This is a genomic window from Nitrosospira multiformis ATCC 25196 (assembly GCF_000196355.1).
In the GTDB taxonomy this organism is placed as follows: domain Bacteria; phylum Pseudomonadota; class Gammaproteobacteria; order Burkholderiales; family Nitrosomonadaceae; genus Nitrosospira; species Nitrosospira multiformis.
This window is the reverse complement of sequence record NC_007614.1, coordinates 2406648-2419255: the sequence shown is the minus strand read 5'-3', so window position 1 is coordinate 2419255 and position 12608 is coordinate 2406648. Positions and strand designations below refer to the sequence as shown.

The 12608-nt window shown below is 53.9% G+C and carries 15 protein-coding genes; 7 read left to right on the top strand and 8 right to left on the bottom strand.

From position 1 onward, the window contains the following. Window positions 1–74 precede the first annotated feature (74 nt). Genes tsaB through NMUL_RS11070 form a run of 3 tightly spaced genes read left to right on the top strand, consistent with a single transcriptional unit; the run spans window position 75 to window position 2016 of the window. Complete coding sequence (gene tsaB, locus NMUL_RS11080) at window positions 75–746, top strand: tRNA (adenosine(37)-N6)-threonylcarbamoyltransferase complex dimerization subunit type 1 TsaB (RefSeq protein WP_011381425.1); 672 nt, start codon at window positions 75–77, stop codon at window positions 744–746. Further along, the gene (gene rimI / locus NMUL_RS11075) at window positions 743–1204 is read left to right on the top strand and encodes a ribosomal protein S18-alanine N-acetyltransferase (RefSeq protein ID WP_011381424.1); all 462 of its coding nucleotides are present in this window, start codon (window positions 743–745) and stop codon (window positions 1202–1204) included. The genes tsaB and rimI overlap by 4 nt, the downstream gene beginning before the upstream one ends. Continuing rightward, entirely contained in the window at window positions 1201–2016 is an 816-nt protein-coding gene (locus NMUL_RS11070) for a uracil-DNA glycosylase (RefSeq protein ID WP_011381423.1), read from the top strand. Before rimI ends, NMUL_RS11070 begins: the two co-directional genes overlap by 4 nt. Window positions 2017–2110: 94 nt before the next feature. Here the strand turns inward: NMUL_RS11070 and NMUL_RS11065 are convergent, their stop codons facing one another. Further along, complete coding sequence (locus NMUL_RS11065; RefSeq protein WP_011381422.1) at window positions 2111–3583, bottom strand: carbohydrate porin; 1473 nt, start codon at window positions 3581–3583, stop codon at window positions 2111–2113. A 281-nt stretch (window positions 3584–3864) separates the two neighbouring features. On the opposite strand from NMUL_RS11065, the gene NMUL_RS11060 reads away from it, so the two are divergent. The 3 genes from NMUL_RS11060 to NMUL_RS11050 all read left to right on the top strand — a co-directional run bounded on the left by NMUL_RS11060 (window position 3865) and on the right by NMUL_RS11050 (window position 6051). Beyond that, complete coding sequence (locus NMUL_RS11060) at window positions 3865–4458, top strand: LemA family protein (protein ID WP_011381421.1); 594 nt, start codon at window positions 3865–3867, stop codon at window positions 4456–4458. Window positions 4459–4539: 81 nt separating this feature from the next. Continuing rightward, window positions 4540–5550 (top strand): TPM domain-containing protein, encoded by a 1011-nt coding sequence (locus tag NMUL_RS11055; protein ID WP_011381420.1) that lies wholly within the window; start codon window positions 4540–4542, stop codon window positions 5548–5550. After that, window positions 5551–6051, top strand: coding sequence for a TPM domain-containing protein (locus NMUL_RS11050; protein ID WP_011381419.1), 501 nt, complete (start codon window positions 5551–5553; stop codon window positions 6049–6051). Between the two features lie 55 nt (window positions 6052–6106). On the opposite strand, the gene lplT is transcribed toward NMUL_RS11050, so the two are convergent. After that, window positions 6107–7381 carry a lysophospholipid transporter LplT gene (gene lplT, locus NMUL_RS11045; protein WP_011381418.1) on the bottom strand — a complete coding sequence of 425 codons (1275 nt, stop codon included), beginning with the start codon at window positions 7379–7381 and terminating at the stop codon, window positions 6107–6109. Window positions 7382–7587: 206 nt separating this feature from the next. Here lplT and alr point away from each other — a divergent pair, with 206 nt between their 5' ends. Next, complete coding sequence (gene alr, locus NMUL_RS11040; protein WP_011381417.1) at window positions 7588–8661, top strand: alanine racemase; 1074 nt, start codon at window positions 7588–7590, stop codon at window positions 8659–8661. 114 nt (window positions 8662–8775) lie between these two features. On the opposite strand, the gene NMUL_RS11035 is transcribed toward alr, so the two are convergent. The 6 genes from NMUL_RS11035 to NMUL_RS11010 form a co-directional block, all read right to left on the bottom strand. Continuing rightward, the gene (locus tag NMUL_RS11035; protein ID WP_011381416.1) at window positions 8776–9573 is read right to left on the bottom strand and encodes a peptidyl-prolyl cis-trans isomerase; all 798 of its coding nucleotides are present in this window, start codon (window positions 9571–9573) and stop codon (window positions 8776–8778) included. Window positions 9574–9585: 12 nt separating this feature from the next. Then, window positions 9586–9861 (bottom strand): BolA family protein, encoded by a 276-nt coding sequence (locus NMUL_RS11030; protein ID WP_011381415.1) that lies wholly within the window; start codon window positions 9859–9861, stop codon window positions 9586–9588. A gap of 16 nt (window positions 9862–9877) precedes the next feature. Beyond that, a complete protein-coding gene (locus NMUL_RS11025) occupies window positions 9878–10180 on the bottom strand; it encodes a YciI family protein (protein ID WP_041353202.1) in 303 nt (100 codons plus the stop codon). After that, window positions 10180–10725 carry a septation protein A gene (locus NMUL_RS11020; RefSeq protein WP_011381413.1) on the bottom strand — a complete coding sequence of 182 codons (546 nt, stop codon included), beginning with the start codon at window positions 10723–10725 and terminating at the stop codon, window positions 10180–10182. Before NMUL_RS11020 ends, NMUL_RS11025 begins: the two co-directional genes overlap by 1 nt. A gap of 165 nt (window positions 10726–10890) precedes the next feature. Further along, on the bottom strand, window positions 10891–11301 hold the full coding sequence (gene msrB, locus NMUL_RS11015; RefSeq protein WP_011381412.1) for a peptide-methionine (R)-S-oxide reductase MsrB: 411 nt from the start codon (window positions 11299–11301) through the stop codon (window positions 10891–10893). 51 nt (window positions 11302–11352) lie between these two features. After that, on the bottom strand, window positions 11353–12567 hold the full coding sequence (locus NMUL_RS11010; RefSeq protein ID WP_011381411.1) for a DUF2863 family protein: 1215 nt from the start codon (window positions 12565–12567) through the stop codon (window positions 11353–11355). Window positions 12568–12608 lie beyond the last annotated feature (41 nt).

Sequence of the window (12608 nt, the reverse complement as noted above, 5' to 3'; positions counted from 1 at the left end):
ATTTTCCTGCCGAAGTTTCCGTACGGCAGTTGTCATTGTACTGACATTATGTTCGGTATTTATTCCGCTTTGCCTTGAAAATTCTTGCTTTCGATACATCCAGCGAATACTGTTCCATTGCACTGCTGCTGGAGCGTGACATCCGCAGTGAGGAGGTTCTTGCGGGGCAGCGCCACTCCGAGCTGGTTTTGCCGATGGTGAGCCGGATGCTGGATGAAGCCGGGCTGACGCTGGCGCAACTGGATGGCATCGCTTTCGGCGCGGGTCCTGGATCCTTCACCGGCTTGCGTATCGCATGCGGAATAGCGCAGGGACTGGCTTTTGGGGCGGGGCTACCAGTGATCGGAATAAGTACATTGGAAGCATTGGCACAGCAAGCCGGCGGAACACAAGTCGTTGCAGCGCTGGATGCCCGCATGCATGAGATCTATCATGCCGCGTACAGGAAAGTGCTGGACGAATGGCAGGTCGTGAGCGAGCCTGCACTCTGCCTGCCGCAAAATGCGCCTCTGGTGCCGGAGCAGGACTGGACAGGGTGTGGGAGCGGGTTCGATATATATTCCGAAGTGTTGCGCACACGTTACGAAGGCTACCTCAATCACATCATCAGCGGTGTTCGGCCGGACGCGCGCGCAATGGCGCAACTGGCTGCTCCCAGATTCGCGAGAGGACAGGGTGTCGATCCTGCGGATGCCGCTCCGCTCTATATTCGGAACAAGGTGGCCCTGAAGGAAAAGGAGCGATGAGCGCCCAATTGCAGGAATCCCCCCGAATAAGGCGAATGGTCCCGTCAGACCTCGACGCGGTGGTGACGATTGAAAGGGAAGTTTTTCTTTTTCCATGGACTCCGGGCAATTTCAGCGATTCGCTCGACGCAGGCTATCATTGTCTGGTATTGGAGCAGGATGGATATATCTTTGGATATGGCGTAATGACAATCGGGGCAGAAGAAGCCCATCTGTTGACGCTCAGTATTGCGCCGGAATCGCAAGGGAAGGGCTGGGGTGAAAAATTGCTGCGCCACTTCATCGAAATTGCAAGGGAGCAGCTGGCGCTCACCATGTTTCTGGATGTGCGCGTATCCAATCATGTTGCCGCCCGACTGTATGAACGGCTTGGATTCAGGCAGATCGGGAAACGCAAGGATTATTATCCCGCGATGGGCGGGCGTGAAGACTCGTTGGTAATGGAATTGGTGCTGTGATCAGCAACAACGATAGAAGACGGGTCAGGCGAGGCGAGATACTCAAAGAGCTGGGATTGACGCCGGTATGGCGCGTCAGGGAGTGTACCGAAGACGGAAACCCGTCCAGGACGCCGGAATCGGCCCAGGTGATGGTAGCGCCGGTGGTTGCGCCTTCCGAGTTCGAAGAACAGGTAGAACAGGTTTGCGTGCCTTCTGCTAACGCGACGGAGGACGTAGCAGAGAAGCGCCGGGCGATGATTCTGCGGATGGAGTGGGATCAGCTTAAAGAGAGTGTGGAAGGCTGCGTGGCGTGCCGACTGTGCAGCTCGCGTACGCGCACCGTGTTTGGCGTGGGTGACCCGAATGCGGACTGGCTTTACGTGGGCGAAGGACCGGGCGCTCAGGAGGATGCCCTGGGTGAACCCTTCGTGGGGCAGGCAGGCAAGCTGCTGGATAACATGCTGATGGCCATTGGGTTGAAGCGCGGGCGCGATGTTTTTATAGCCAACATCGTAAAATGCCGCCCGCCTGGAAATCGCGAACCTTCCGATGATGAAGCGCAATGTTGCGAACCGTACCTCGCGCGGCAAATCGAGCTGATCAAGCCAAGGCTGATTGTCGCGCTCGGAAAAACCGCCGCCAGGAATCTGCTCAATACTGATGCAAGCATAGGCAGCCTTCGGGGCAAACTCCACCAGCACGAAGGTATTCCCGTGATTGTCACCTATCACCCGGCTTATCTGTTACGCACGCTGGTTGCCAAAGCGAAGGCATGGGAGGACCTGTGTTTCGCCCAACGCACCATGCAGGCTCTGAAGGCTCCGGAATAAATCGCAGAATCGGCGCGCACCACCCGTCCGTATTTCTGTCCTTATGGAGTGATCAAGTAATTTCGGACACCGGGATAATCGGGATGACAATTTTTTAGAATTCCGCATGGACTCTAAGCCCATAGATATTCACAGGACCGCGATCGGCATTGAAACCAGGGTTGGTAATATGCTGATAGTCGGCGGTCACCCAAAGGGAACTTAGCACATTGACGCTATAGAAAATGTCCACTACATCCTCCGCGCGCGCCTTGATCCGGCCATCCCCGATAAATCCGTCGACGCCCCCCATATTCAAGTATTTGGCATGCTGGCCCGAAATCCAGCCCGCAGCAAATCCGATGCCAAGCAAATCTCCGTCCCGCCCCCAACGGAAGCCGTTAACCAGAGCGCCAAGTGAAATCGATCTGTCGGTAGAGGTATAGGAATACACTTCAGTTTTGCCGTCGCTGTACATTCCGCGAAAAAATAAGCCGACGCCATCCAGCACTTGCTGCTCAATATTGATCCCTATGCCCATCTTGTCGTTCGGGTTGCGCGCCCAGCATAAATCCGGCGCTCCTGCATTACCCGAGCCGTAATTGAAGCCCGTACAGGTGGTGGCATTCTTATTGGGATCGAACCGGAAAGCAGCAATGGCATCGCTGAATTTACCCATGTTTTCATGATTACGGTAAGCCAGTATCCTGACAGCACCAGGATAGCCGTTCAACAAATGGCGGCGTTCAACTTCAACCTGCTGTCCGTAATATTTGAATACCCTCATATCGAGAGGGATCTGGTTGGGGTCGATGGCGGTGGCTACATGGCCGAAGCGGAACGTCCAGTCATCATGAAAATATTCGGCTACCCCGCCCCAGGTATATCCTCTCGCATCCGCGGCGAAATCGAAGGCTGCGTAGGTCATGAAGGCCATATTTAAGAATTGCCTGCGCAGGTCGCCGGAGTATGAATTCTTATCGAAAAAATCAATCACGCTGAAATTGCCAAACCTGACAACGAGGCGCCTGCTATCCACCGTTGTTCCGAGCTGCATCGGATCGGAAGTGAGTTGTATGCGCTCTCCGCCAAATCCAAAAGTCTGTTTGAAAAACAAACGCGACTGGTAAAAGATCGGAGTTTCCGTACCGCCTTTTTGCAGTTCGAAGTTTTGTATGGCGCCACCCAGCCCTTTCAAGTCCGATAAGGGCCGCATGGATATCATTTCCGGCACATAATAAATCTCGCCGCCATGCCATGTCTTGAGCCCCAGGTACAGCGTCGCCGTTCCGGTAAAGCTTCTTTCGCTTCCCGGCAACAATGAGTTGATACTTCCGTTCAGGTTGGTATACGAAGCCGGAAATCCACTTTTCCAGCTCGAAATGTAGGTGAACTGGCCATAAGCATTCCAGCGCTCTTCCTTCAGGTCGTGGAGCCCCTTTTTCGCCAACACATTCATGAAGTCGAAAGCGTCCTCCAGGCGCGGGTTTGGTTCCGTCACCCCGGCCCGTACCAGCATGACCGAGAACAGCAGGTAACAGACAAGAAGTATCTTGAATAAAAGTACTGTTGTTCCAGGATTTATCATTGCCCCTATCGCTCCACAGCAACTTATAATTTTAATTATGCTGGCTAATGTAGCTATCAGATGAGCATCGATTAATTGCAGCACTGGCCGGGGGTTCTGGAACCCTTCGTCGTTGGTAAGCAGTTGGCTGGCACGGTGACTGCTGCGAGCGTTGCTTCCCCACCTGTGGCGGGCAGATCCGCGTGGGTATATCAGACTCCTGTGCAAATTAAACCACTATATTATTCATGAGTTCGCCTATACTTATCCATATATCTGCAATTTTTTCCAGGAAGATTTTCATGAACAACCTGCTGCGTTCTCTGATATTGCTTCTAGCAATGAGTTTGGGTGGCTGTGGATACAATACCTTGCAGTCTACGGATGAGCAGATCAAGGCAAGCTGGGGTGAAGTGCTGAACCAGTATCAACGCCGCGCTGATCTCATCCCCAATCTGGTAAACGTTGTAAAAGGTTTTGCTGCCCAGGAAAAAGAGGTACTGCTGGGGGTAACCAATGCGCGTTCCAGGGTGGGCAGCATCCAGGCTACACCGGAGCTTTTCAATGACCCGGAGGCATTTGCAAAGTTTCAAAGTGCCCAGGGGGAACTGTCGAACGCTCTGTCACGTTTGCTGGTCGTGGTGGAGAAGTATCCGGAACTGAAATCAAATGCCAATTTCCGGGAATTGCAGGCGCAACTGGAAGGCACCGAGAACCGTATTGCCGTTGCCCGCAACCGTTACATCAAGGCGGTTCAGGAATACAACCTCGTAGTACGTTCCTTTCCCACCAATCTTACCGCGATGTTATTTGGCTACAAGGTGAAGCCCAGCCTCACGGTGGATGACGAGAAAGCGATTTCGACCGCGCCCAAGGTGGATTTCGGCAAGCCGTAGCCGGAAGAGAACTTTGGAAGATGCCTCTCGATTCTGGAAACTTGAGATTGACCTCCACCTTATTCTTTATCCTTGAGTAGGATGAATGGAGACAGCAAGCCGTACCCTCTCATTGTTCAACAGGTCATGCTGTTTACCACTCATCCTGCCCATGGCGTCAAGGCAGGAATGGCAAAGGCTTTACATATGATTCATGCCGGGAGAAAGGTTCTCGTATTCATCGCTCTGCTTGTTTCCGCCTCCCTGGCGATGGCGGATGTCGCGATTCCACCCCTCAAAGCGCGCGTTACCGATCTCACCGGGACACTTTCTGCAAACGAAGCTACTCAGCTGGAGCAGAAGCTCGCCGCATTTGAAGCCAGGAAAGGCAGTCAGATTGCGGTACTGATTGTCTCCACCACCCAGCCTGAAACCATCGAGCAGTATTCAATTCGGGTAGTGGACGCCTGGAAGCTGGGACGCAAGGGTATCGATGACGGCGTTCTGCTGCTGGTTGCAAAGCAGGATAGAACCGTGCGTGTGGAAGTGGGATATGGTCTGGAGGGCGTGCTTCCGGACGCCGTGGCGAAGCGTATAACCGACGAGATCATCGTGCCGGAATTCAGACAGGGACGATTTGCGGCAGGCATAAATGCCGGTGTCGACCGAATAATAGGGGTAATCGAAGGAGAGCCCTTGCCGCCCCCTCCCGCTCGTTCCGCACGTGGCGGCGATTCTTCCGCTGCCGCCGATATCCTGGTGAATAATATTATTTTTGTCTTTATCCTGCTCTTCATTGCCGCCAAGGTATTTCAGTCCATTTTCGGTCGCTTTCTCGGTGCGACCCTGTTGAGCACAGCTGCAGCCATTATCGTCTGGCTGGTATTCGCTTCGATATTCCTGGCCCTGATCGCTGCTGCCTTTGCGTTTTTCATCAGCCTGTTCGGTCACGCCGGTAGTGGAATTTACAGAGGGGGGCGCGGCTGGCCGGGTGGCTTCGGTGGTTATGGAGGATGGGGTGGCAGGGGCGGTCCCGGCGGCTTCGGTGGCGGTGGGGGTTTCGGTGGAGGCGGGGGTGGCTTCGGTGGCGGCGGTGCCTCAGGGAGATGGTAGATGGATTTCACGCGAATACTGCGGCATCTTTTTACGGGGCCCCTGGCGGTGCGCAAGGCATTTCCCGCTACGGCCCTTACCGCTATCGAATATGCGATCGCGCAGTCGGAATTCAGTCACCGGGGAGAAATCCGCTTTGCAGTGGAGGCAGCACTGGATATGCTGCCTCTGGTGAGAGCAACATCGGCACGCGAGCGGGCTGTCGAAGTATTTTCGCAACTGCGCGTGTGGGATACCGAGCATAACAACGGCGTCCTGATTTACCTGCTTCTGGCCGATCACAATGTCGAGATCGTTGCTGACCGGGGGATCGACGCGAAAGTCGGTCATGAAAAATGGGAAACCATCTGCCGCGAAATGGAAACCCATTTCAGTCAGGGGCAGTTTGAATCCGGGGTCATCAGTGGAATCCGGTCAGTAGGGGGTCATTTGCAGACACATTTCCCAGCCGGTCGGGAAGGTGGGAAAAATGAATTGCCGGACTGGCCGGTTATCATATGATTACGATCGGCAATCCATAATAATCCTCGATGCCCCTAAACCCTCCCCAATTTCCTCAGTGCCCCTTATGCGCTCCAATGAGATGAAGAGAATCCTCGATGCTCTGGTTGTGCAGATGCCACTGGCGTATCACCGCCATGATCACGGCTACGAACAGGCCGAAGAGAATAATTACCGTATACACGTGCACGTCAAAGCTCACCAGTAACGCATACAGCCCCAGCATGGTGAGAATACTCAGATTCTCGTTGAAATTCTGTACAGCAATAGAGTGGCCGGCACCCATCAGGATGTGGCCCCGGTGTTGCAGCAGGGCATTCATCGGCACGACAAAAAATCCGGCAAGCCCGCCAATCAGCATGAGAAGCGGAATCGCAATCCACAACTCGCGGGCAAAAATCATTGCCATTACCACAATGCCCATGGCAATGCCCAGCGGAATCACCTTCACCGATTGCCGGAGTGACACTATTCGTGCTGCAGTGACTGCCCCTAAGGCAATACCGACGGCGACTACCCCCTGGAGTTGCGCGGCCTTGCTCAAGGGATAGCCGAGGGCGGCATCTGCCCACTTCAGCACGATGAATTGCAGCGTTGCCCCCGCGCCCCAGAAAAGGGTCGTCACTGCCAGTGAAATCTGCCCCAGCTTGTCTGCCCACAGCAGCCTCATGCAATGGCTGAACTCATGCACGAGAAACATTGGATTTTTCCTGAGAATGCGATGATCGACCCCGGTGTTGGGGATGTAAAGATTGAAGATGGCAGCAGCAGTATAAAATATCGCGATGAGCAGTATGCTTGCCTCCGGTACAGTGTCCACCCCGGTATTGATCAGGGGGAAATCGAACGACAGCAGGGCGGCGGAGATGGCCGGTGAGATCAGCAAGCCTCCCAGCACCGTGCCTAGTATGATGGAGGCCACAGTCAAGCCTTCGATCCAGCCATTGGCGATGACGAGTTTTTCGGGTGGCAGCAGCTCAGTCAGTATCCCGTATTTTGCTGGGGAATAGGCAGCTGCGCCAAGCCCCACTACCGCGTAGGCAGCGAGTGCGAAGTACTGGTGCGTTGCCAGGAAAAGCAGGCTGCAGCCCAAAATCTTGATCGCATTGCTGATGAACATGACCCGGCCCTTGGCCATGGAATCCGCGAAGGCTCCGACGAAAGGCGCGAGGATCACGTAAAAGAGAACAAACACAAACTTGAGCATCGGCGTGAGATAAGCGGGCGCGTGCAACTCCACCAAAAGGGCAATGGCAACGACCAATAGCGCATTGTCGGCCAGCGAAGAAAAAAACTGGGCCGCCATAATGGTATAAAATCCGCGTTTCAAGCGTTTTCTCCTAGAACTTGACCTTCTTTTTTAACAATGAGGCGTGGCATTATACAACGGTCGTCGACACCTCTCCCGATGGAAAATTTCAGGCCTTTGAGGCTGCCCGCAAAACGGCTTGATCCGGAGCATTCATAAGAATTCCCGGTTCCCGCAAAATCCCTTCAAAGAAAATCTTCAAAAACTTTCGGATATCCTGAATTACCATGTCGCGTCCCATCCAGGCGTTGATTGATCCCGCCGCGCTCGAGCGCAACCTCGCTATCGTTCGTCGCCATGCGCCACGTTCACGCGTGATGGCCGTCATCAAGGCGGATGCATACGGTCATGGATTGCTGTGTGCTGCCGAGGCCCTGGCGGAGGCAGAGGGATTTGCCCTGCTCGAACTAGATGCTGCCGTGCGTTTAAGAGAAGCGGGCTATCGCCAGACGATCCTGTTGCTTGAAGGTTTTTTCGACATAGACGAACTGAGCTGGATCGAGCAATACCGTTTAAGTACCGTGGTGCATCACCCTGAGCAGCTTGCCATGCTGGAGGCGGTTCGAAGGCGGGCAACGCTGGATGTATTTCTGAAGCTCAATAGCGGCATGAACCGGCTCGGATTTACGCCCACGGAATTTCCCGCTGCGCTGGAGCACCTCAAAGCGAATCCGGCAGTGCGGCAGATAACCCTTATGACTCATTTTGCATGTGCCGACGAACCGGACAGAAACGACAGTATTGCGGCGCAACTGCAATGTTTCAATCTGGCAGCGGGAGGGAGATATATGCCCCGTTCGCTCGCGAATTCTGCCGCCATTCTTCGTTTTCCCGAAGCACATGCTGACTGGGTGCGCCCCGGCATCATGCTTTATGGCTCCTCGCCGCTTGCGCACACGACCGCAGAGCAATTGGGTTTGCAACCTGCCATGACTGTATCGAGCAGGATTATCTCCGTGCAAACGCTCAGGCCAAACGACGGAGTGGGTTACGGGCACGCTTTTCGGGCTGGTAGCTCGATGCGAGTGGGCATTGTTGCAGGCGGCTATGCGGATGGCTATCCCCGCCATGCCCCTACTGGTACCCCGGTGCTTGTAAAGGGAAGACGAACGCGGATCGTGGGACGCATCTCCATGGACATGTTGCATGTGGACCTGAGCGAGATCGAGGATGCAGGTGTAGGCAGTCCGGTAACGCTATGGGGAAGGGGTATGCCGGTTGATGAGGTTGCGCGGGCCGCTGGCACACTGGGTTATGAACTGTTGTGCGCGATTGCGCCGAGAATGCAAAGGGTAACGTAAAATTCTTCTCTTTTACTGTAGGACAGAACAAAAAAGGCAGCCTGGGCTGCCTTTTTGTCTCGGAATTGCGCTTCCTGGTAGAAGGAATAAGGAAATAAAGCTTAGGAGGAAAATTTACTCGACTTTCGCTTTCGAGCGGAGATCGTTGATCGAGGCCGCAAATTGACGTTGCAACACGCGCTGGGCCAGGTTTTGTTTTATTTCCTCGAACGGGGGAATTTTCAGGGGTCGCACATCATCCAGGCGGATCACATGCCAGCCGAAGGGGGTTTTTACCGGCTGGTCGGTGAGCTGGCCCTTGTGCAGCTTGGTCAAGGCCTCGGCAAAAGGTTGAACATAGCTTGCGGCCGGGCTCCAGTCCAGTTCGCCCCCCTTGCTCTTGCTGCCCGTGTCCAGGGATTTTTCCCCGGCAAGTTTGTCAAACTTTGCGCCTTTTTTTAACTTGGCGATAATGTCTTTGGCTTCCTCTTCTGTAGCCACCAGAATATGGTGAGCCTTGTATTCCTTATCCCCCATCTGCGTCTTTACCGTTTCATATTCCTTATGCAGCTCTTCGTCGCTTACCGGGTGGTTCTTTATGTAATCGATCTGGTATGCCCTGACCATCGCTGTCTGGCGCGCCATGTCGAGCTGGGTGATAAAGTCCGGATCCCTGTCCAGCCCCTTCTTCTTCGCTTCCTGGGCGATTACCTCTTCAGTGATGAGATCCTCGCGCAAGGCTTTCCTCGCCTCCGGCGTATCCGGCTGGCCCTGGCTGGCACGCGCCTTCATTATGAATTCGAGGCGCGATTGGGGAATCGGCGTACCATTCACTTTTGCCATAGTTGAGCCGGTTTGGGCCTGAACGGTCGTCGCGGCGATCAGCCCGGAGATACCCAGTGCCGCAAGTCGAGTAAATTTCATAAAATGCATGAAGTTTCCTTCTCAGTGGATCGAATCAAATTCCTCGGGAGTATACGCTTTTACACCCAAGGCGTGAATATTCTTGTGCATCATCTCGCGCAGGGTATCGTAAACCAGCCGGTGCCGCGCCAGCGCCGACTTACAGGTGAATTGATGTGAGACGATGGTAAGTAAATAGTGGCCACCCCCTGCCTTGGCGCCTTCATGTCCCGCATGACGCGCGCTTTCGTCCACAATCCGGATTACGACAGGCTCCAGCGCAGCGAGCTTTTCCTTCATCAATTCTATAGTGTTCATCCGGCCTCCGGTCAGGTTATGCCGGTAAAACCTTTTTGAACGGCTTCACCGTCACTTTCGCATAGACACCCGAAGTGGCGTAGGGATCCGCTTCCGCCCAGGCCTGGGCTGCTTCAAGCGACTCGAACTCGGCTACGATCAGACTTCCGGAAAATCCCGCCGGTCCGGGATCTGGACTGTCAATCGCGGGATAGGGACCGGCTAAAACAAGGCGGCCGTCTTCCTGCAACGCTTTGATGCGTTCCAGGTGTGCAGGACGTACCGCCATTCTTTTGTCAAGACTGTCAGGCACATCCTCGCCACTTATAGCATATAGCATCATGCTTCTTTATCCTCGTCGGTTGCCATGTATTTGCTCAGCATCAATCCCTGTAATACGACAAAAACCAGCATCAAGCCCATAAAGCCGAACAGCTTGAAGTTAACCCAGGTTTCAGTAGAGTAATTGAAGGCTACATAGAGGTTGGCGGCGCCCATAAACGCAAAAAAAGCTGCCCAGCTCGCGTTCACCCGGGCCCAAACCGGTTCCGGCAGGGTGAGCTGTTCTTTCATCATCGTCCGGATAAAATTTTTCTTGAAAATCGCCTGGGCTATCAGCAGCGCGGCTGCGAACAGCCAGTAGAGGACCGAGGGCTTCCATTTGATGAATGTTTCATCCTGCAGAATGAGTGTTGCGCTGCCGAAGACGACTATGAGAACCAGGCTGACCCACAGCATGGTGTCGACTTTGCCATGGCGGAACCATACCCAGCCGATCTGCGCAAAAGTGGCGCCAATCGCTACAGCAGTGGCGGCATAGATGCCATAAATCTTGAAAGTTATGAAAAACAGGATTACTGGAAAGAGATCAAAAAGAAATTTCATCTGTGCAGTATATTGCCAGTTGCTGGAGTTGAGGGACTAATCATCGCGTCTGCCCCGAAAAAATTTGATGAATTTCCAGGAGCTTGAGCGGGCCCAGCTATTTAGGAGTGCAAGGCACAATTGGCAAAGCGCATTGCGTCCCATTCAACTTCCCTTGCTGCCCGTTTATTCAGTCTTCGAAGAATCTCGATCGAGCTTGAGGGAAGCAGAATTGATGCAGTAGCGCAGCCCCGTCGGAGCAGGACCGTCCTCGAATACGTGACCGAGGTGCGCGTCGCAGCGGGCGCACAACACTTCTACCCGGCGCATGAAATGACTGTTATCTTCCTGATTGACGACATTTTCCGATCGTGTAGGCTGCCAGAAAGAAGGCCATCCCGTACCGGAATCGAATTTGGTATCCGAGTCAAACAAGGCGGCGCCGCAGCAAGCGCAACGATACACCCCCTGATCGTGGCAGTTCCAGTATTCCCCTGTGAATGCCCGCTCCGTCCCTTTTTCGCGGCATACATGATACTGCTGCGGGGTCAGCTGGTTTTTCCATTCCTGGTCGGATTTAACAAGCTTGTCGTTCATAATTCCTCTTCCGGAAAAAATTGATGCTCCTGAATAAGATGATGAACACTCTCAATGCAGGTGTATGGGGGCCACTTCACCTTCTTCCGGGAATTCTGCATGCACGATTTCACCATTCACGTTGGGAAACAGGGGTCCCCCGCATTCTTCGCAGTACTCCAAAAGAAAATGCTCCTGCAGTAGTATGGTTTGTGTCACTCCGCATTCCCGCAGCGCTGCCTCGATCTGAGCGACACTATCCGTATTTTCATCCTCATCCCCTACCAGTCCCCAGATGATGCCGTAGAGCACGCTGTCCCGATCCTTGAGGGTGAATCCAATGCGGTATTCCTCCAGCCACTGATCATAGAAAGGCGCGATCACTGCACGCAATCTGTCGGGGGAAATACCCAAAGTGGTTTCCAGAAAATCAACCGTGGCGCGCACCGAATAGGGGCGCGCCAGACGATCCGCGGCGCGCCATGCTGAAAAAAAGCCATCCGGCATCAGCAGCTCAAACGCACAGCCCTGGAATAGCGGCAGCAGCACCGCAGTACCGTGAGTTTGCCATGCATGCAGTATCTGCTCTTTGGAGAACTGGAGAGCGGAAACGTTGCTGCCCTTGTGTTCGCCCGCAGTGCCTTGCTGCCAGCGGAACATGGGTTTTCCCTGAGGTACCGCGATCCCGCCGAGGAGATAACGGGTATCAGAAAGAAATCGTCCCGTTTCAGGGAGCTGCCGTGGGTTCATATGCAAGTCGCGTTGTCCGGTCACCGCCGTCGACCAGAGTTTGCGAGCCAGTTCATGTGTAAGATGATAGCCTCTTGGCAATTGATCGGGGCTGAAAAGACAATCTGCAAGCGCAAGCTGGGCATCGTCCGCCAACACCTGCACCTGCAACTGCCCCCGAAGTTCAGAAAGCACGGATTCTGCTATTAGTCCCGAGGGAATCGAAAAACGCGACCAGGTGAGCATCGGTACAGCAAGCATCAAAACGTCGTAAGTGTGATTCCCTCGCGTGAATATACTGCATTCTATTGCGGCTTCGATGGCATACATGAATTCACTGTAGCCTCCAGGATCAGTGTCATAAAGCTGATCCAGTGCAGATTCGAGATTCTGATCGTCTCCCGTTCGCAATTGGGCATGTATTTTTGCGGTAAGGCAATTCTCCCAGAAGGCGTCTTCTACGCGGCTGCCAGAGGCGGCAAGTCCCGCAGCCAGGCGGACCAGCTCCTGAACCACGCGCGCAGACTTGGTGCGATGAGGGACGCGAAGTTTTTTCATCAAATTGGCGTCCTGGATGGTTAAAGGATTATTTTAACCTA